The following is a 19692-nucleotide window of genomic DNA, read 5'->3' as shown; positions in this document are numbered from 1 at the left end:
CTGATTCTGTTACTGACATGTAACGAAATGGCGAGATCGTTCTTAACAGCTTGACCTAGTGGCGAAATAGAGCAAGTATCCTCTCCAGGGCCATCACCCCTGGAGAGGATCACCGTGTTCACGGCTACTGGAGACGATTGGGCGGATCGCGTCGCGACCCTGCCCCTGCGCACGCGCATGTTCATCGACGGCGTGTGGGAGGAGGGCTCGGCTGCACCCCTCATCCCGGTGAGCCCCCGTGACGGTCGTGCCCTTCCGCCGATCAGCACCGCATCCGTCGCCGACGTCGACCGCGCCGTCCGGTCGGCTCGCACGGCCTTCGACTCGGGCGCCTGGTCGCGCATCGCCCCCAGGGAGCGCGGCCAGCTGCTGATCGCCTTCGCGCAGAAGATCCACGACAACGCCGAAGAACTCGCCCTCACGATCTCCCTCGAGATGGGCAAGCCCGTGCGCGAGGCGCTGCAGACCGAGCTCCGCGCCGTCGTCAACTGCTTCCGCTGGTACGGCGAGGCGGCAGACAAGGTGCTCGACGAGATGCCCGTCACCGCCCCGAACAGCCTCGCGCTCGTCACCCGCGAACCGGCCGGCGTCGTCGCGGCCGTCGTGCCATGGAACTTCCCCCTGACCATGACCGCCTGGAAGCTCGCCCCGGCACTCGCGGTCGGCAACAGCGTGGTGCTCAAGCCTGCGGAGCACACGACCTTCTCCGCACTCCGGTTGGCCGAGCTCGCCCACGAGGCCGGCATCCCCGCCGGTGTGCTCAACGTCACACCGGGCACCGGGCAGGTCGCCGGTCGCGCACTCGGCGAGCACCACGACGTCGACGTCGTCACCTTCACCGGCTCACCCGAGGTCGGCCGCATGTTCCTCGGCTACTCGGCCGCGTCGAACGGCAAGCGCGTCTGGCCCGAGCTCGGCGGCAAGACCGCGAGCCTGGTGCTGCCGGACGCCGATCTCGAGCGTGCTGTCCGCGCCACCGCGGACGGTTGCTTCTACAACCAGGGCCAGATGTGCACGGCATCCTCTCGGCTGCTCGTACCGCGTTCCGAGCGCGACCTCGCCCTGGAGATCGCCGCCGAGGTCGCCCGCACGAGCCTTCCCGCCGACCCGTTCGACGTGTCCACCTCGATGGGGGCGATCGTGAGCGAGAAGCAGCTCGCGGGCATCGCGGGCTTCGTCGAGCGCGCCCAGGCCGAGGGCGCGGAGCTGGCCGCCGGCAGCGCCGAGCGATTCCAGGCCGTCGACGGCGGCAGCTACTTCGCCCCCGTCGTGCTCGGCGTCACGCCCGCGCACGAGGTGGCCCGGCGCGAGGTCTTCGGACCCGTGCTCTCGGTCATCGCCTACGACGACGTGGAAGACGCGCTCGCCATCGCCAACGGCACCGAGTACGGCCTCGCCGCGGCGCTCTGGAGCAACGATCTGAACGCCGTCCACACCCTCTCTCGGCGGCTCCGGGCTGGCGTGGTCTGGGTCAACTGCTTCGAGGAGGGCGACATGACGATCCCCTTCGGCGGCGTCAAGGGGTCGGGCTTCGGACGGGACAAGAGCCTGCACGCCCTCGAGAAGTTCACCGACCTGAAGACCACGTGGATCGAGCTCTCGTGACCCGCCCGTTGATCGGCATCACCACCTGGCGCCGTTCCATCGACACCGACCTGGGCAGCGGTCGCCCGGCGCACACCCTCGGCACCGAGTACGCCTCTCCCGTCGAGGCGGCCGGCGGTGCGGTCGTGCTGCTGCCTCCCACGGCGGGGGTCGACGAGGTGCTCGACCGCCTCGACGGGCTCGTGCTCTCCGGCGGCGAGGACGTGCACCCCTCCCGCTACGGTGCCGAGCCGCAGGAGGGGAAGAACTACGACCCCTCCCGCGACGGCTATGAGATCGCGCTCGCACTCGGTGCTCGGCGCCGGGGGATCCCCGTCCTGGCGATCTGCCGCGGGCTCCAGGTGAGCAACATCGCCTTCGGGGGCACACTCCTCGTCGACATCCCGGCCACCGAGCACCACGAGCCGGTGCGCGGCGCCGACCAGCAGCTCGCGGCGCGGCACCCGGTCCTCCTCGCCGAGGACAGTCGCCTCGCCTCGCTCTACGGCACCCGACAGCGGACCGTGAACACCATCCACCACCAGTCGATCGACGCCCCCGCACCCGGCCTCCGCCCGGTCGCCTGGGCACCGGACGGGATCGTCGAAGCAGTGGAGGCCGACGGCGACTGGCCGTTCTGGGCTGTGCAGTGGCACCCCGAGAAGATGATCGCCCCCGATGAGGCCGCAGAGGAGATGCCGCTGTTCGCGGCGTTCGTCTCGGCCGCCCGTGAAAGAGCAGCGGAACACCCCGCGGCAGAGAAAGGAACACGATGACCAAGCAGGTCTTCCTCGAGTACGAGAACGGCGTCCGCGCCGTCGCCACCCTGTTCGAGGACCTCGCCCCTCGCACGTGCGAGGCCATGTGGGGTGCGCTGGAGAAGCCGGTCACCATGCAGGCGATGCACGCCATGTACGCGGGCCCCGAGGTCATGGTCGGCCTTCCCGAGGAGGCGCAGAACTTCGACCCCGAGAAGGTACCGTTCGAGAACCAGCAGGTCGTGCCGGCGCCGGGTGACCTGCAGTGGTACTGGCAGCGTCCCATGCAGATGGGCGGCCTGCCGTTCGAGTGGTACGAGATCGGCGTCTTCTACGATCGTGGTGCCCGTACTCTCGGCCCGCTCGGATGGACACCCGTCAACATCTGGGGCGGCATCACCGAAGGACTCGCCGAGTTCGCCAAGGAGAGCGCGGCCATCCGCATCGACGGCGCGAAGCAGCTCACCATCGGACGCCTGGTCTAAGGCGTTCACTCAGTGCTGGACCCATCCCGAAGGAGCAGTGCATGAATACCCGAAGAATCCTCACCGCCGGAGCGCTCGTCGCCACCGGTGCCCTCGTCCTCGCCGGATGCTCGACCGGTGACGACACCGCAGCGTCAGGCGGCGACAAGGAGTTCGCCGGCGAGACGATCGTGGTCACGTCGTTCGGCGGCGACTGGGAGAAGGCCTTCATCGAGGCCGTCGTCGATCCCTTCGAGGAGGAGACCGGCGCCAAGGTCGAGCTGATCACGCTGTACAGCGCCGACGCCCTCGCGCAGGTCACCGCCCAGAAGGCGAGCCCGCAGATCGATGTCGTGCACTTCTCCGGCGGGCAGGAATTCACCGCTGCGGAGCAGGGGCTCATCGCCCCGATCGCCGCGGATGACCTCTCCGAGACCGGCGACCTGATCGACCTGGCGACCGCCGGGCTCGAGCGCGGTGAAGGCCCGGTCATCCAGCTCGCACCGATCGGACTCGTCTACAACACCGAGGCCGACGCTCCTGCGCCCACCTCGTGGCTCGACCTGTTCGACGAGGCCTACGCCGGTCACGTCGCACTCACGGACTTCTCGAACACGTACGGCGTGCTCTCGATGCTCCGTGTCGCGGACGCCCTCGGCGGCGGGATCGACGACACCTCGCAGGCGATCACCGACCTGGGTGCGCTGGCGTCGTCGGGTGACGCGATCGTCGTCCCGACCTCGCCCGATCTGCAGACCGCGTTCGCACAGCGCGACACGTGGCTCGCACCGTACGCGATGGACTACGCCGGCACGCTGCAGGACGCGGGCCTTCCGGTGGAGTTCATCGTCCCGGAAGAGGGCGTCACCGCCTCTCTCATCACGGCGAACGTAGTCGAAGGCCGGGACAACCCCGACCTCGCGAAGCTCTTCATCGATTTCGAACTGCGCCCCGAAGCGCAGGCCGTCTTCGCGGAGAACATGCGGTACTCGCCGGTCAACACCAAGACCGAGCTCTCCGACGAAGCCGCTGACGACGTGCTGACGGGCGACGAGCTCGAGACGGTCGTCGTCTACGCTCCCGGCGATGTCGCGGCTTCGCGACCGGCCTGGACCGATGAGTGGAATGCGCTGATCACCAAATGAGTGTGCGAACCCGTAGGGAGCCCTGGCTCCTGCTCCTGCCGGCGATCGTGCTGCTCGCGCTCGCCTTCGTCACCCCGGTGGCCGGCATGCTCCTCATGAGCGTGCAGTCGTCGGCAGGCGGGTTCACCCTCGACAACTTCACCCGGTTGTTCACGAGTGAATATCACCTCCAGGCGGCGCTCCGTTCGCTCCGCCTGGGGGTGATCCAGACGGTGATCACGCTGATCATCGCCATCCCGCTGTCCTACGTCATGGCACGCGCCGGCTCGAAGGTGCGCTCCTTCCTGCTGATCGTCGTCATCCTGCCCCTCATGACCAGCGTCGTGGTCCGCACGTTCGGCTGGGTGGTCCTGATGGGCCCGTCAGGGCTGCTGATGAAGATCCCCGGGGCCGAGTTCCTCGTGGGGGGCACACAGGGCTTCCTCGGCACCGAGACCGGCGTCGTGATCGCGATGGTCCAGGTGCTCCTGCCGTTCGCGGTGCTCAGCATCCTCGGCGTGATCTCGGGTATCCGCCCGCAGCTCGAAGAAGCCGCACGCACCCTCGGCGCCGGGTTCTGGCGCACGCTGTGGCACGTCGTCCTCCCCCTCGCGATCCCCGGCATCGTGGCCGGCGCCTCGCTCGTGTTCGTCCTCTCGGTGAGCTCGTTCATCACCCCGCGCTTCATCGGCGGAGCGCAGATCCCGGTGTTCGCCCAGACGATCTACATCGATGCGACCACCAACCTCGACTGGTCGTTCGCGGCCGCGCAGGCCGTGCTGCTGTTCGCCGGGGTCATGCTCGTGCTCGCGGCCACGTCCCGACTCGGGAAGCAGAAGGTGTGACCATGGTCCGTTCCGTTCCGATCCTCGGCAGGGTCCTCGCCATCATCCTCGGCGTCGTCGTGACGCTCTACATGCTCGTGCCGCTCATGGTGGTCGCCGGTGCCTCCATCGGAGAGAACCGCTTCCTGACATTCCCCGGTCAGGGCTTCACCCTCGACTGGTACGTCGAGGCGCTCACCTCCGACACCTACCTCGAGCCGTTCCGATTGAGCCTGCTGGTCGGCGTCACGGTCGCGATCGTCGCCGCCTCCATCGGCACCGCGGCTGCGCTCGCGCTCACGCGCTTCAAGGTTCCCGGCGGTGCCGCCATCCAGGGTCTGCTGATGTCGCCGCTGACGATCCCCACGATCATCCTCGCGATCGGGGCGCTGTCCATCTCGTCCCTCACGATCGGGGCGCCGAACGTGGGTGTGCTGATCGCGATCCATGTGGTGATCGCCATCCCCTACGTCATGCGCACTGTGACCGGGGTGATGACCCGCGCCGACCACTTCACGGAAGAGGCGGCGCGCACCCTCGGCGCCAGCACCTGGAATCGCTATCGCCTGGTCGTGCTCCCCATCGCCCGTCCCGGTATCGCGGCCGGCGCCTTCTTCGCCTTCAACATCTCGTTCGACGATGCGGTCATCGCCCTCTTCCTGCGCACCCCGCAGCTGGAGACGCTGCCCATCGCCATCTACGGCCAGCTGGAGTTCAGCACGTCGCCCACCGTGGCGGCCGTCTCGACCCTGATGGTCCTGCTCACCGTCGTCCTCATGATCGTGCTCGAACGCATCATCGGCCTGGGAAGGTTGTTCGTCTGATGACAACACTCACCATCACCTCACTCACCAAGGACTTCAAGGGGACCTCGGTGCTCAAGGGCATCGATCTCTCCATGCAGTCCGGAGAGTTCGTTTCCCTGCTCGGCCCCTCGGGGTGCGGGAAGACGACGCTGCTGCGTTGCATCGCGGGCCTCGAGTCGCCGACGAGCGGCACGATCGAGATCGCGGGGCAGGATGTGACCAAGCTCCCGCCCGAGAAGCGGCACCTCGGCATGATGTTCCAGAGCTATGCGCTCTTCCCGCACATGAGCGTCGCCGAGAACGTGCGCTTCGGCCTGCGGATGTCCGGCGAGAAGTCGAAGGCCGAGCAGAAGGAGCTCGCCGTGCGGGCGCTGGAGCGCGTGCAGATGGGCCACCTCGCCGATCGGATGCCTGCGCAGCTCTCGGGCGGACAGCAGCAGCGCGTGGCTCTGGCCCGTGCCATCGCGTTCGAGCCCCGCGTACTGCTGCTCGACGAGCCGCTGTCGAACCTCGACGCCCGTCTGCGTGAGGACATGCAGGTCGAGCTGAAGGAACTGCACCGCACGCTCGGGCTCACGACCGTGTTCGTCACGCACGACCAGGAGGAGGCGATGAGCCTCTCCGACCGCATCGTGCTCATGAACGCGGGCGTGATCGAGCAGGAGGGCGCACCCGCCGAGCTCTACGGTGCTCCCCGCACCCCCTTCGCCGCGGACTTCATCGGCGCGGCGAACCTGCTTCCGGCGACCCGTTCCGGAGCGGTGGCCACCCTCGACGGCACCACGATCCAGGTGCCGATGACCGGCGCCGGTCCCGATGGAGCGGGAGAAGTGGTGCTCCGCCAGGAGGACCTGCGCCTCTCCCCCGTCGTGGGTGCGGATGCCCCGGTGAGCGTCGAGGTCGTCGCGCACGTCTACCGCGGCGCCGACATCGTCTACATCGTGGAGCTTGCGGGTAAGCGGATGCGCGTCGTCCGCCCGCGGCACGAGGAGCCGATCCCTGAGGGTAGGGCCGGTCTGGGCTGGCGCGACGGCGCCGTGCTCTGGATCGCCGCCGCCTAGTCCTCCCTACGGCAACCGTCCCGCGGTCGTAGGATCGCGACATGGCCGAAGAAGAGTCCCCCTCCCCCGATGCTCCCCGCGATGCTTCCCGCCGGGGATTCTTCAAGGTCGGCGGAGCAGCTCTCGCGGGCGCGGTCGTCGGCGGCGTGGGTGGGGCAGCGATCGGCGCGTCGATCGCCGGCAATGCACGTGACGGCTTCGCGGCCGACGCCGACCCCTTCGCCGCCCTCACTCCGCGCAGCGAGCCGGGGTTCGACCATCTCGTGGTCGTGATGGGCGAGAACCGCTCGTTCGACAACCTGCTCGGCTACCTCTACTCGAAGCAGACCCTGCCGCAGGGTGAGACGTTCGAGGGGCTCGACTTCGGCTCGTACAGCAACACCTCGTCCGATGGCACGGTCGTCGATGCACACGTGTACACCGGTGACACCGACCGGATCATGAGCCTCCCCGACCCGGATCCGGGCGAGGAGTATCCGCACGTCAACACGCAGATCTTCGGCACGGTCGACCCGAAGACCAACGCCGACCTCTTCGTCGACGAGATGACCGCCCCCTTCAACGCCCCAACCCACGGCGAGAAGGCGACGATGTCGGGGTTTCTCGAGGACTACATCATCAACTTCCGGCGTCTACGCAAGGGCGTCGACCCGAAGCCCGAAGAGGCGGCGCACATCATGGGCTCGTTCTCCCCCGAGATGCTGCCCGTCCTGTCCACGCTTGCCGCGGAGTTCGCGGTGTTCGACCACTGGTATGCCGGAGTGCCATCGCAGACGTTCTGCAACCGCTCGTTCTTCCACGCCTCCACGTCTCACGGCTTCGTGACCAATCAGGCCGGCGGCGGCTACCGGAAATGGCTGGATGCACCGGCCGCGCCGACGGTGTTCAACCGGCTCGAGGACGAGAAGGTGAGCTGGAAGATCTACATCGACAAGCTCCAGCTCGTCTCGTTCACGGGGATGCTGCATGCCGCGGTGCTGGAGAAGTACTGGCGTACCGACCATTTCGGCACGATGGAGGACTTCTACGCCGAGGCGAAGGCCGGCACCCTCCCCGCCTACGCCTTCATCGAGCCGCGGATGGTCTACGACCACAACGACTTCCATCCGCCCTTCGGGTCGCCGCGTGAGAGCGAGGTCGACGGTGAGCCCGTGTTCGACAGCGCGATCTCGGATGTGCGGGCGGGCGACAGGCTCATCCACGACATCTACGAGGCGGTGCGCACGAGTGCCTCGCCGAAGGGGTCGAACGCCGTCAACACTCTGCTGCTCATCACCTTCGACGAGCACGGCGGCTGCTACGACCACGTGCCGCCGCCCGCCGTGACGAAGCCCACCCCCGATACCGGGCCGGGCGAGATGGGCTTCACGTTCGATCGACTGGGCTGCCGTGTCCCGGCCATCGCGGTGTCGGCCTACACGAAGCGGGGCAGCATCATCCACGACGAGATGCATCACGGCTCGGTGACCGCCACCCTCTCGCGCCTGCACGGACTCAAGCCGCTCAACGACCGCGACGCGTCGGCGAACACTCTCCTGAACGTGGTGAATCTCGACAAACCCCGGCACCCGTCCGACTGGCCGGTGACCACGCCCGCGTACACGCCTCCGAATCCAGAGGACACGGCACCCCAGCCCGGTGAGAAGGATCAGCTGAAGCCGCTCACTCCGCCCGCACGCGGACTGCTCGGCCTGCTCCTCGCGCGCTACGGGAAACCTGGGGAGCCGGAACCGGAGACCTTCGCCGACGCCTACAAGCTCCTCCACGAGCACGGCGAAGAGCTGTTCGGACCGCCCGAGGGCAGCTGACCACGAAAGCGGGCGCCGCGTTACTTCCGGCCGGCGCGACGGCGGGCGACGACCAGAAGAGTCGCCCCGAGCAGGATCACCGCGGCACCACCTGCCGCCCAGGCGAACGTTTCGGCACCGAGGCCGGTCGCCGGAAGGCGACCACTGCCGTTGCTGTCCGAGCTCCCGGTCGACGGCTCGGGTAACGGCGACGGTGACGGTGGGACGACGGCCGCGGCGAGGGTGAAGTCCTGTCCTTCGACGGACTCGCCGACATCGGAGATCATGACGCTGCGGGTTCCCGCCCCGACGATCGTGGTGCCCTCGGGCGCGCGCACGATCAGCTCATAGTTGCCCGGAGGGAGGCTGCCGAGACTGTAGGTGCCGTCGGCACCCGTCGTGAGCTGTGCCGAGACGGGACCGGAGACATCGATCACCACACCTCCGACGGGTTCACCGCCGTCGGTGCGCACCGTGCCGTCGAGCGCCCCCAGCCGGGCGAGGTCGAAGTCCACGCCTGTGACGTCCATCTCCGCGACCGGTGCTGTGCGGCTGAGCGGAGATGTCGCGGCGTAGCCATCGGGCGTCGTCATCGTGACCGTGTAGTTGCCGGCCGGAAGGCGGGGGAACGTGTAGCCTCCATCCGCGCCTGTCACCGTGGTGAGGGTGCCGCCCCCTTGCTGCACGGCCGTGACTGTGACACCTGGCACACCGCCGCCGTTCCATCGGACGACCCCGCTCAGGCTCGGGTTCGCCTCGATGACGAAGTCGGTGAGTGTGATCAGATCCTCGTTGTCCGCCGGGACCACGAAGCCCGGCGGCGCCGTGTCGACGGCGTACCCGGCTGGAACGGCGATGGTCACCTCCTGCAGCCCATCGAGGACCATGTCGAACAAATATCTGCCGTCGGCGTCGGTGGTCCTGGTCTGTGCGTCGATCGTCACGACGACGCCGGCGATGGGGTTTCCCTCCGTGTCCACCACGCGCCCGGTGACGGGGGACGGCACGATGTCGCGCACCGTGAAGTCGACATCTTCCGCATTGCCGCTGCTGAGGTTCACCGACGTCGTCGTCTCACCGACCGCGATCTTGCCCTGCGGTGCCGTCACACTCACCCGGTAGCCGTCCGTGGCGATGAACCCGGGGAACGAGTAGGTGCCGTCCGGCGCGGTGGTCGTCCTGCCCACGATCGTGCCGTTGCCGTCGGTGAGTGCGAGGGCGACACCGCCCAGCGCCCCGGTGTCCACGTCGACGACCGATCCTCGGATGTCATTCGCAGCCGAGACGAACCACGTCTGGTAGACGGGAAGACCGGATCGCCGGGTGAAGATGAAGCTGAGGGAGCGGATCGGAGTCGACGGCTCGAACCACGCCGCGGATCCGTTGGTGTCGGCAGCTGCCGCGTTCCCGGTGAGGGTGAGGGTCGCGGCATCCCATGTCGGCACGTCGCCGACCGCGCCGGTGCACGCGGGCTTTCCCACGACCCCGGGAGCGCAGTAGTTGAAGAGGTCCCTGAGGCCGATCTCCGCCGCTGTGAGCACGTGCCCGTCAGGAGCGACGGCATGGATCCGCACGCTGTCGGAGTCGATGTCACCCAACGCGAAGGCCCAGCCCGACGTCGGGGTCGGCGCGGCGAACGAATAGGTCGTCGTCGACGGGCTCGTGGCGTTGTCGGCCCTGGGCCGCAAGTTCAGGTACGGCTGATCCCTGCTGGATCCGTACTCGGCTCCGATGGGGGTCCCTTCGGCCAGCCACGTGGATGCACCGGTGATCACGCCGACCTGGCCTGCGCGCGAATCGCTGGTCATGGTGGCGGTGAGTGCAGGGTGGGGTGCCACCTGGACTGTCGTCGTGAAGGCACCTCCAGTGCCCGCGAGCGGTTGCCAAGTGGCCCATGACGTGGTGGCGGCAACAGCGGGGATGGCGCCGACGAGCACGGCGACGAGCCCGATGACTCCGGCGATGATCCCCCTACGACGCAGACGCATGCGGTCAGAGTACTGGTATACCGGATCGTCGAGAAGGGAATTCTCCGCGATCACACGTCGGGGATGAGCCTCTTGCCCAGATCGACGGTGTCATCGATCTCGTAGCCGAGCCTGCGGTAGAAGTCGACCACCTGCGCGTTGCCGGAACGCACCTGCAGGTTCACCTTCGGGCATCCCAGGTCGCGCAGACGGGCCTCAACGTGGGCCACGAGCTCCCTGCCCACTCCGAGTCCTCGCGCGTCGAGCTGCGTGGCGAGGTAGTTCATCCACCCGCGATGCCCGTCGTAGCCCGCCATGACCGAGCCGAGGATGCGCCCCGTCTCGTCCTCCGCCACGACGAACAGCTCGGGCTGCACCGTCAGCTTCCGGGCGATGTCCTTCCGAGGATCGTTCCACGGCCGCGTGAGCCCCGCCGCCTCCCACAGGGCGACGACGGCATCGGTGTCTTCAGGGTGGAAGGGTCGGATGCGCACCGGTCCAGCCTCCCAGACCCGCCCTGCTGCGGGCGTCAATCCTCGCGGGAGAAGGTGATGTGCGTGACGCCCGACTCCGCGACCTCCGAGGCGACGCGGTAACCGGACTCGAGTCCGCGCAGGTCGTCCCAGAGTCGGATCCCGCTGCCGATGAGGATCGGGGTGATGCCGACGTGCAGGTCGTCGACCAGCCCCGCGCGCAGATACTCGCGCACGGTCGTGGGTCCTCCACCGATCCGAACGTCCGCTCCGGCGGCCGCCTCGACCGCTTTCTGCAGCGCCTCCTCGGGAGAAGCCGAGAGGAAGTGGAAGCTCGTGCCGTTGGCGAACTCGATCGAAGGCCGCGGGGTGTGGGTCAGCACGAACACCGGGGCGTGGAACGGCGGCTCCTCGCCCCACCAGCCGCGCCAGTCCGGGTCGTCCGGGTTGGCGTGGAGCCCGAACATCCCGGCGCCCATGATCTCGGCGCCGATGTTCTCGAAGTAGTGCGCGGCGTACTTCTCGTCGACGCCTGTCGTTCCCGTCCCGCTGGTGTCGAGGAAGACACGCTCGTGGAACGTGCGCGTGGCCGTGTACGCCGCCGTCAGCCGGCCCCAGTCCTCACCGAAGGGGTTCTCGGGGGTCTGGTCCGTCGTCGTGGCGAAGCCGTCGAGCGAGATGTTGAGATCGACGCGAACACGGGTCATGGTCTGCCTCCGAAGGCATGAAGGGAGGCTGCGTCGATCGGCGCAGCCTCCCCAGCGTCAGTGCTCCAGCGCTCCGTGTCAAGCGACTCGTGTCAAGAGCGGCGATCCCGCTCAGACCGGATCGCCCTGGACGGGACCCTCCGTGTTCGGCTTCCACCCGAGCGCCGGAGCCACATGCTTCGCGAACGACTCCAGCACGTGCAGGTTGTACTCGGGTCCGAGCTGGTTCGGGATGGTCAGCATCAGCGTGTCGGCCGCCATCACCGCCTCGTCCTGTCGGAGCTGCTCGATCAGCACGTCGGGTTCTGCCGCGTAGGTCTTGCCGAACGTGGAACGGAATCCGTCGATGATGCCGATCTGATCGGCGTTCTCCTCGCTGCGAAGTCCGAAGTAGGCGCGGTCCATGTCGGACACCAGGGGGAACACGCTGCGGCTGACGGAGACGCGCGGCGTGCCCGTGTGCCCTGCTTCCTTGTAGGCCGAGCGGAAGAGGTCGATCTGCTCGCGCTGCAACTCGTGGAAAGGCTGCCCTGTGGCCTCGGTCACCAGGGTCGAACTCATCATGTTGAGTCCCTTGCGGCCGGTCTCGATCGCCGTCGGACGCGAACCTGATCCCCACCAGATGTGGTCGCGCAGGGTCGGGGATTGCGGCTCGATCGCGAGGTAGCGGCCGGCACCCACCATGCGGGGATCTCCGGGGGCGATACCTTCGCCGTCGATCGCACGGAGGAACAGGTCGAACTTCTCCCGAGCGATCACGCTGCCCCGCTCGGTGTCCTCCTCGTCGACGTATCCGAAGGTCTCATAGCCGCGCAGAGCCGTCTCGGGTGAACCGCGGCTCACGCCCAGGGCGATGCGGCCGTCGGAGATCAGGTCGAGAGCGGCGGCCTCCTCGGCGAACTGGAACGGGTTCTCGTAGCGCATGTCGATCACGCCCGTCCCGACCTCGATGCGGTTCGTGCGCGCGGCCATGGCGCTCAGCAGGGGCATCGGCGAGGCGGCCTGACGCGCCCAGTGGTGCACGCGCACGTAGGCGCCGTTCACACCGATCTCGTCTGCGCCCTCGGCGATCTCGATGGTCTGCTTCAGCATGTCGCCCGCGGTGCGGGTGGCTGAGCCGGGCACGTCTGCATAGTGCCCGAAGGAGAGGAATCCGAAAGCCTTCATGATCTATTCCAACGCATGTATCCCTCAGCTATTCCCCCGGTACGAGGATGCCGTCCAGCACGAGCGATCTGATGCGGGGCTCGAGTTCGGCCCACAGGTCTGCGAGGGGAACCTCGAAGAGGTCGGCCAGGGCCGAGACGATCTGCACCACGGTGAGGTCGCCGTCGCAGGCCCCGACGAACCCGGCGAGCGCAGGGTCCACGTTCACGGTGCGCGCGAAACCGCCACCCTGTCGCAGTTCGATGACGCTGGGGTCGTCGTTGCCCGGCAGCAGGTGGCGGGCCTCGGTGACATCGGGCGCCGTCAGCAGTGTCGAGGGGATCCCCTCGGCGAGCGCGTCATGCGCGACAAGCCCGGTTCCGAGCGCGGCACCGACGTTCGACACCTGCTGGGAGATCCGCTCCGTGCGCCGGAGTGGAGGGGACGACAGACCTCGACGCATCAGCACGTAACCGAAGCCGATCGAGGTCACGCCGCGGGCGGCGAAATCATCGAGCCAGGCGGTCAGCAACGGAGTGAATGCCGGGTCACGCGGGGTGGTGCCCCCGTCGCGGATCCACAGCTCGGCATACCCCAACGGCGACAGCTCCTCCCGTTCGACGACCCAGAGGTCGAGCTCGCTCGGCACCCAGGCCTCCAGACGGGCGAGACCGGTGACCCCTGCCCGCGACTCCCAGTTGCCGAGCAGCTGCGCGATTCCGTTCCGCGTCAGATGCGCCGGAGCGCTCCGCACGAACTGCTCGACGAGGGCATCGCCCACCAGTCCGCCGTCGCGGTACTCATACGCGGGGACGCCCTCCACCCGCGGTGTGATGACGAACGGCGGATTGGAGACGATCAGATCGAACGCTTCGCCCGCGACGGGGTCGAACATGCTGCCGTGACGGAACTCGATGTTGGTCACCCCGTTGACCCGCGCGTTGAGCTCGGCGAACGCCAGTGCCCTGACCGAGATGTCGGTCGCGACCACCGTGCCGGCACGACGGGCGACGAGGAGCGCCTGGATCCCGCACCCGGTGCCGAGGTCGAGAGCGCGATCGACCTGGATGGGCACGATCGTCTCGGCGAGGGTGCGCGAGGCTCCACCGACGCCGAGCACATGATCGGCGGGGAGAGGGCCGTCGAGGGCGACCTCGTCGAGGTCGCTGGCGATCCACCACTCGCCGACACCCTCGGCATCCACGAAGGACTGCGGACGCAACAGGGCCGTCGGGGTCACCACCTCGGCATCCGCGGTGGCGAGTCCGAGCGCTTGGAGTCCGTCCACTCCGAGGTTCGGCAGCGCGGCGGCGACCGCCGCACGCGGCTGACTCATGCCGAGTACCAGCAGACGGCCGAGGGTGGCCAGGACTCCGGAGTCCTCGGCGATGGCCCGCAGGATCGGCTCCCGCATCCCCCTGGCGAGGGCGTCGTCCGCCTCCTCGCCCCACAGGCGACGGAGAGGTGCGGACCGGAAGTCGGCGGCATCGAGATCAGCGGCCAGCGCGGAGGTGCGAAGAGGGTCTGGGTGAGGTGTGGGGGTGTCGGACACGGCCGTCACTCTACGCGTGTTCAGGGTTCTCCTTCCCTGTGCCTCCTAGAATCAGGAGGTCAGTACTCACGAGCAGCCCCGTTCCGGGCGTTCGAGGAAGACCCTCATGACCGCCATCACCCCCGAGCACGGCCTCCGTGCGCGCCTGCGAAGGCTCGCCGGCAGGACCGCCGTCCTCGCTATCGTGCTGGGCGCGTGCGCTGTCGTCGCACCGAGCACGGCCGTCGCCGCCGGCGGGTCCGCTTCCAACGAGGAAGCGAGCGTCGCCTTCCACGTCTCCGCGGGTCTGCGCGGCCTCGTCGCCCCCGGCTCCTCCACCACCGCGATGCTCACGGTGCAGAACGAGACGGAATCGAAGCTGTCGAGTGGTCAGGTGCAGGTAGAGCTCAGCAGAACTCCCCTGACGGACGAAGCCTCGGTCACGAACTGGCTCGATGAGGGCGAGGCACCGGGCGATTTCGACACGATCGGCTCCGACACGACGGCCGCGCTCGATGCCGGTGCCTCCGGCATGAACACGGTCTTCGTCCCTGCCGAGACCCTCGGCGCCCTCGCCCCCGGTGTCTACCCGCTGCGGGCGGAGCTCACGGGTGCCAAGACGGTGAACACGCCTGAGGATCGTTCGGCGACGGTCGAGGCCACGGCGACCAGCGTGCTCGTCGTCGCCGATTCCCAGACCGCTCAGGTCGGCGTGATGGTCCCGCTCACGGCGACCCCCGACAACGGCGTGCTGTTGAGCGCGGAGGAACTCAGTACTCTCACCGGACCCGAGGGTGCCCTGACCGCTCAGCTCGACGGTGTGGCCGGCACCACTGCGGTGCTCGCCATCGATCCCGCTATTCTCGCCGCAATCCGCGCTCTGGGTTCCGCGGCTCCGGAGACCGCCCGGGACTGGCTCGACCGACTGGAAGCTCTGCCGAACACGCGGTTCGCACTGCAGTTCGGTGATGCGGATGCGACGGCGCAAGCGCAGGCGGGTCTACCCGCATTGCTGCAGCCGACGACGTTGGCGACGTTCCTGAACCCCGCCGACTTTCCGCAGACGCCTGCCACGTCGTCGCCGACGGCGGACTCGACCGCGACACCGGGCCCGACGCCCAGCCCGACCGGCACTCCTCAGCTGCCCGACGACGCGGAGCTCACGGCGATCGATGGCGCGCTCCCTCAGATCCTCTGGCCGGACGACGAACTGCGAGAAGAGGATCTCGACACCTTCGCGAGCTACCTGGGTGAGGGGACGAGCACCATCGTCTCCTCCGCAGCGCTGGGCGGACAGAGCGCCGCGCACGCCACCGTCGGCGGGCACGACCTCCTGGTCACCGACAGCGGCCTGTCGCAGACTCTTTCCCAGGTCGCCGCGGAGGCCGACTCCGTCGATCGTCAACGGCTCCTGGCCGAAGCCGCCGCGCTCCTGACACTGGCTGAGAGCCGCGTCGCGGGTGCCCCGTTGCTGATCGGGCTCGACCGCGACGAGAACCGCAATGCGGACGCGCTGCGGGACGCGATCTCGACGGCCGATTCGATCGGATTCGAACTCTCGGCACTGCGCGCCACCCCGCCCGCATCGGCCGCGCTCACATCGGAAGCCGATCCCGCGCGTGCGGCAGCGGTGACGACCCTCTTGGCCGACGAGGGAACGCTCACCGCCTTCTCGTCGATCCTCGCTGACCCGCAGGTACTGCTGAGCCCTGAACGCATCAGGATCCTCCGGACGCTGTCCGTCGGATCGTCGGCGAAGGCTTTCGCGAAGAAGGTCGAAGAGCACCAGAAGCGCACCTCGGAGACGCTCGCCGCCGTGAGCATCCCCCCGTCGAGCACGATCCAACTGCTCACCGCCAACGCTGATCTGCCGATCGCCGTGCGCAACGACCTGCCGTGGCCGGTGACGGTGCAGTTGTTCGTCTCCCCCACCGACCCTCGACTCGAGGTGAAGCCGGTGACGGAGACGGTCGTCGAGGCGAACTCCACCAAGCGCGTCAAGGTCCCGGTGTCCGCACGGGTCGGCAGCGGCGAGGTCGACCTGCGCCTCAGCCTCTACAGCCCCACCGGCGTGCAGATCCAGGATCAGCAGAAGATCAGGGTGGCTGTACGAGCGGAGTGGGAGACCATCGGCCTCATCGTCTTCGGGGGCCTCGCCGCACTCCTCATCGTGCTCGGCGTGATCCGCACCGTCCGCCGCAAGCGCCGCGAGGCCGCCGAGGAGGCGGCTGTGGAAGCAGAGATCGAGTCGTTGGAAGAGGACGCCGTGAACGCCCGACCGGATGGGACACCGAGCAACGGCACGTCATCGGCCCACGACACGTCCTCGACCCCGGATACGAATGAGTAGCCTCGGCCGGGCGAGCGCCATCATCGGCGCCGGCACCCTCGTCTCACGCGTCACCGGGCTCCTGCGCAGCATCGTCCTCGTCGGTGTGCTCGGATCTGTCGCATCCGAAGCGGCCGACGCGTTCACCTACGCGAACCAGCTTCCGAACAGCGTGTTCTCCCTGATTTCCGTGGGGATCCTCACGGCCGTGATCGTCCCGCAGATCGTCAAGGCGACGGCGGACGCCGACGGCGGCAACGCCTTCATCTCCAAGTTGTTCACCCTGGGCACGGTCGTTCTGGTCGTGGTGACGGGACTCGCGACGTCAGCAGCTCCATGGCTGGTGCATCTGGTCGCCGGCAAGGCGAACGAGTCCACTCTCGCCCTCGCCACGGCACTCGCCTACTGGTGCCTGCCGCAGATCCTCCTCTACGGCCTCTACGCCATGTTGGGCGAGGCACTCAACGCACGAAAGATCTTCGGTCCGTTCACCTGGGCTCCTGTCGTCAACAACATCGTGTCCATCGCAGGCTTCCTCGCGCTCGGAGCACTGTTCGGTCCCGTGTCCACGAAGGCCTCCGACTGGACGCCGGAGATGATCACCCTGCTCGGCGCCACTGCCACCCTCGGCATCGCGCTCCAGGCGGTCGTCCTCCTCGTCTTCTGGCGTCGCACCGGCCTCGCACTGAAACCCGACTTCCACTGGCGGGGGGTGGGGCTCGGCAACGTCGGTCGCCTGGCGGGCTGGACGTTCCTCATGGCCTTCGCGAGCCTCTCCGCCGGGGTTCTTCAGGGGTACATCGTCAGTGAGGTGGCCGGTCTCGGCGCCTCCGCCACGGTGACAGCGAACGCCTGGCTGATCTTCATGCTGCCGTACTCGGTGATCGTGCTCTCGATCGGGACTCCGTACTTCACCCAGATCAGCGGCCACGCCGCCGCCGGACGCGACGATGAGGTCCGGGCCGACATCGCACGAAGCATTCGAACCCTGTTGTTCTTCATCGTGGCAGCGGCCGCCGCCGTCGCCGCTGCCGCCATCCCCGCATCCCGTGTATTCACTGACTCCGCCGACGACGCTGAGGCGGCTGCTCTGGTGCTCATCGCCTACCTCGTCGGACTCATCCCCCTCACGATCCTCTTCATCGTGCAGCGAACCTTCTACGCCTACGACGACACCCGGACCCCGTTCTGGTTCACGATCATCCAGTGCGTCCTCATCGTCGTCACCGCTCTCGTCGCCCTCGGCATGCGAGAGGCGGGGATCATCCCTCTGACGTCGCTCGCCGCTGCGGTCGCGCTCGGACAGTCGATCGCGAGCATCCTGCAGACGATCCTCGCCACCTGGTTGCTGCATCGAAAGATCGGTGGCCTTCAGGTGGCTTCCTGGATGTCGGCCATCGGCCGGTTCGCGATCGCCGGCATCCCGGCGGGGCTGGCCGGCTGGGGAGCATTCGTCCTGCTCGGCGGTACCTCAGGATGGATGATGGTCGACAAGATCCAGGGCGCCGTAGGTACCGCGATCATCGGCCTCGTCGTGGTGGTCGTCTACGTCGCGATCCTCGCCGTGATGCGCGCCCCCGAGCTCAAGGCCGGCACTGCTCTCGTCCGCCGGTTCCTCCCCGGGCGCTGATCCACCCACCCAGCCCGCTCCGCCGCCTGCGCCCCACCCTGCGCAGGGAATGCCTCGCGGTTACCATGGGTTGAAGCATTCGAAGGTCATTCGACTGCAGTTTCTAAGACGGAGATCACATGCGTCAGGTCATCATCATCGGCTCCGGCCCCGCCGGATTCACGGCTGCCATCTACGCGGCCAGGGCGAACCTCAAGCCGCTGCTCATCGCGAGCTCCGTCGAGGTCGGCGGAGAGCTGATGAACACCACCGAGGTCGAGAACTACCCCGGCTTCCCCGAGGGGATCCAGGGACCTGAGCTCATGGCCAAGTTCCAGGAGCAGGCGGAGAAGTTCGGCACCGAGGTCGTCTACGACGATGTCACCGAACTCCAGCTCGAGGGGCCCGTCAAGAAGGTCATCCTCGGCAGCGGTGCGGAGCACGAGACGCAGTCCCTCATCTACGCGACCGGCTCGGCGTACCGCAAGCTCGACATCGCCGGCGAAGAGCGCCTCTCCGGCTACGGCGTCTCCTGGTGCGCCACGTGCGACGGGTTCTTCTTCCGCGAGAAGACGATCGCCGTCGTCGGCGGTGGCGACTCCGCCATGGAAGAGGCCACGTTCCTCACCCGCTTCGCAGACAAGGTCTACGTGATCCACCGCAAGGACACCCTGCGGGCCTCGAAGATCATGCAGGAGCGCGCCTTCGCGAACGAGAAGATCGAGTTCGTGTGGAACAGCGAGGTCGCCGAGGTCCTCGGAGGCGACTCCGTGACCGGTGTGCAGTTGCGTTCCACGGTCGACGGCACGCTCAGCGACCTCCCGCTCGACGGGCTCTTCATCGCGATCGGCAACGACCCGCGCACGCACCTCGTGCACGACAAGCTCGAGCTCACGCCGGAAGGCACCATCTGGGTCGACGGCCGCTCGTCGAAGACGTCGGTTCCGGGAGTCTTCGCTGCCGGTGACGTGATCGACCCCACCTATCGTCAGGCCATCACGGCGGCCGGCTCCGGCACGGTCGCTGCTCTCGACGCGGAGCATTTCCTGGCCGACCTCGAAGACCCTTCCGTGGAGGTTCCGGCCGCCGAGGCCGCGGAGATCCTCACCGCCACCGCGTAGGGGCGGGAACACTTTTCCCTCGCCCGCTGTTGTAGCAGGCGAACCTCGAATCAAGGAGAACTCTGATGAGTGCAAAGGCTACGAGCCAGGCGACCTGGGAGCAGGACGTTCTGCAGGCCGACGGTCCCGTGCTGGTGGACTTCTGGGCCGAGTGGTGTGGTCCGTGTCGTATGGTCGCACCGGTCCTGGACGAGATCCAGGCGGACAACCCCGACAAGATCACCATCCTCAAGCTCAACGTCGACGAGAACCCTGAGCTGGCGATGAAGTACCAGATCACGTCGATCCCGGCGATGAAGGTCTTCCACGGCGGTGAGGTCAAGACGACCATCATCGGCGCGAAGCCCAAGTTCGCGCTGGAGAAGGACCTGGCCGCGTTCATCGGCTGAGTCCCCCGAGAC

Annotated in this window: 17 protein-coding genes; 12 read left to right on the top strand and 5 right to left on the bottom strand. The window is 67.9% G+C overall.

The annotated features are described in order from the left end of the window. Nucleotides 1-114 precede the first annotated feature (114 nt). The 8 genes from MOX01_RS01645 to MOX01_RS01610 are packed head-to-tail and all read left to right on the top strand — an operon-like array spanning nucleotide 115 to nucleotide 8429. Nucleotides 115-1605 carry an aldehyde dehydrogenase family protein gene (locus tag MOX01_RS01645; RefSeq protein ID WP_141368143.1) on the top strand — a complete coding sequence of 497 codons (1491 nt, stop codon included), beginning with the start codon at nucleotides 115-117 and terminating at the stop codon, nucleotides 1603-1605. Further along, complete coding sequence (locus MOX01_RS01640) at nucleotides 1587-2360, top strand: gamma-glutamyl-gamma-aminobutyrate hydrolase family protein (protein ID WP_141368142.1); 774 nt, start codon at nucleotides 1587-1589, stop codon at nucleotides 2358-2360. Before MOX01_RS01645 ends, MOX01_RS01640 begins: the two co-directional genes overlap by 19 nt. Further along, complete coding sequence (locus MOX01_RS01635; protein WP_017829890.1) at nucleotides 2357-2827, top strand: DUF3830 family protein; 471 nt, start codon at nucleotides 2357-2359, stop codon at nucleotides 2825-2827. Before MOX01_RS01640 ends, MOX01_RS01635 begins: the two co-directional genes overlap by 4 nt. A 41-nt stretch (nucleotides 2828-2868) precedes the next feature. Beyond that, nucleotides 2869-3951 carry an ABC transporter substrate-binding protein gene (locus tag MOX01_RS01630; protein ID WP_058630968.1) on the top strand — a complete coding sequence of 361 codons (1083 nt, stop codon included), beginning with the start codon at nucleotides 2869-2871 and terminating at the stop codon, nucleotides 3949-3951. Continuing rightward, complete coding sequence (locus MOX01_RS01625) at nucleotides 3948-4775, top strand: ABC transporter permease (RefSeq protein WP_046748493.1); 828 nt, start codon at nucleotides 3948-3950, stop codon at nucleotides 4773-4775. The genes MOX01_RS01630 and MOX01_RS01625 overlap by 4 nt, the downstream gene beginning before the upstream one ends. 2 nt (nucleotides 4776-4777) lie before the next feature. Next, nucleotides 4778-5578 (top strand): ABC transporter permease, encoded by an 801-nt coding sequence (locus tag MOX01_RS01620; protein WP_218867878.1) that lies wholly within the window; start codon nucleotides 4778-4780, stop codon nucleotides 5576-5578. Further along, nucleotides 5578-6621 carry an ABC transporter ATP-binding protein gene (locus MOX01_RS01615; protein WP_141368141.1) on the top strand — a complete coding sequence of 348 codons (1044 nt, stop codon included), beginning with the start codon at nucleotides 5578-5580 and terminating at the stop codon, nucleotides 6619-6621. The genes MOX01_RS01620 and MOX01_RS01615 overlap by 1 nt, the downstream gene beginning before the upstream one ends. 41 nt (nucleotides 6622-6662) lie before the next feature. Beyond that, nucleotides 6663-8429, top strand: coding sequence for an alkaline phosphatase family protein (locus MOX01_RS01610; protein ID WP_141368140.1), 1767 nt, complete (start codon nucleotides 6663-6665; stop codon nucleotides 8427-8429). A gap of 20 nt (nucleotides 8430-8449) precedes the next feature. Here the strand turns inward: MOX01_RS01610 and MOX01_RS01605 are convergent, their stop codons facing one another. The 5 genes from MOX01_RS01605 to MOX01_RS01585 form a co-directional block, all read right to left on the bottom strand. After that, nucleotides 8450-10396, bottom strand: coding sequence for an MSCRAMM family protein (locus MOX01_RS01605; protein ID WP_141368139.1), 1947 nt, complete (start codon nucleotides 10394-10396; stop codon nucleotides 8450-8452). A 50-nt stretch (nucleotides 10397-10446) separates the two neighbouring features. Next, nucleotides 10447-10869, bottom strand: a complete 423-nt coding sequence (locus tag MOX01_RS01600) for a GNAT family acetyltransferase (protein WP_061015202.1) — start codon at nucleotides 10867-10869, stop codon at nucleotides 10447-10449. A 35-nt stretch (nucleotides 10870-10904) separates the two neighbouring features. After that, the gene (locus MOX01_RS01595; RefSeq protein WP_061015201.1) at nucleotides 10905-11555 is read right to left on the bottom strand and encodes a dihydrofolate reductase family protein; all 651 of its coding nucleotides are present in this window, start codon (nucleotides 11553-11555) and stop codon (nucleotides 10905-10907) included. A gap of 111 nt (nucleotides 11556-11666) precedes the next feature. Then, on the bottom strand, nucleotides 11667-12722 hold the full coding sequence (locus MOX01_RS01590; protein WP_141368138.1) for an LLM class flavin-dependent oxidoreductase: 1056 nt from the start codon (nucleotides 12720-12722) through the stop codon (nucleotides 11667-11669). A 28-nt stretch (nucleotides 12723-12750) separates the two neighbouring features. Beyond that, nucleotides 12751-14262: a DUF7059 domain-containing protein gene (locus tag MOX01_RS01585; RefSeq protein ID WP_174799743.1), complete on the bottom strand. Its 1512-nt coding sequence runs from the start codon at nucleotides 14260-14262 to the stop codon at nucleotides 12751-12753. Between the two features lie 97 nt (nucleotides 14263-14359). On the opposite strand from MOX01_RS01585, the gene MOX01_RS01580 reads away from it, so the two are divergent. The 4 genes from MOX01_RS01580 (at nucleotide 14360) to trxA (ending at nucleotide 19680) form a co-directional block, all read left to right on the top strand. Next, nucleotides 14360-16582 carry a DUF6049 family protein gene (locus tag MOX01_RS01580; protein WP_230977768.1) on the top strand — a complete coding sequence of 741 codons (2223 nt, stop codon included), beginning with the start codon at nucleotides 14360-14362 and terminating at the stop codon, nucleotides 16580-16582. Next, nucleotides 16575-18191 carry a murein biosynthesis integral membrane protein MurJ gene (murJ, locus tag MOX01_RS01575; protein WP_141368137.1) on the top strand — a complete coding sequence of 539 codons (1617 nt, stop codon included), beginning with the start codon at nucleotides 16575-16577 and terminating at the stop codon, nucleotides 18189-18191. Before MOX01_RS01580 ends, murJ begins: the two co-directional genes overlap by 8 nt. Nucleotides 18192-18310: 119 nt before the next feature. Next, nucleotides 18311-19291, top strand: a complete 981-nt coding sequence (trxB, locus tag MOX01_RS01570; protein ID WP_046747958.1) for a thioredoxin-disulfide reductase — start codon at nucleotides 18311-18313, stop codon at nucleotides 19289-19291. Nucleotides 19292-19356: 65 nt separating this feature from the next. Continuing rightward, a complete protein-coding gene (gene trxA / locus MOX01_RS01565) occupies nucleotides 19357-19680 on the top strand; it encodes a thioredoxin (RefSeq protein ID WP_021201395.1) in 324 nt (107 codons plus the stop codon). Nucleotides 19681-19692 lie beyond the last annotated feature (12 nt).

It is taken from the genome of Microbacterium oxydans, from assembly GCF_006540085.1.
In the GTDB taxonomy this organism is placed as follows: domain Bacteria; phylum Actinomycetota; class Actinomycetes; order Actinomycetales; family Microbacteriaceae; genus Microbacterium; species Microbacterium oxydans.
Note: the sequence above shows the minus strand (reverse complement) of the source record. Positions and strands in the feature narration are given on the sequence as shown.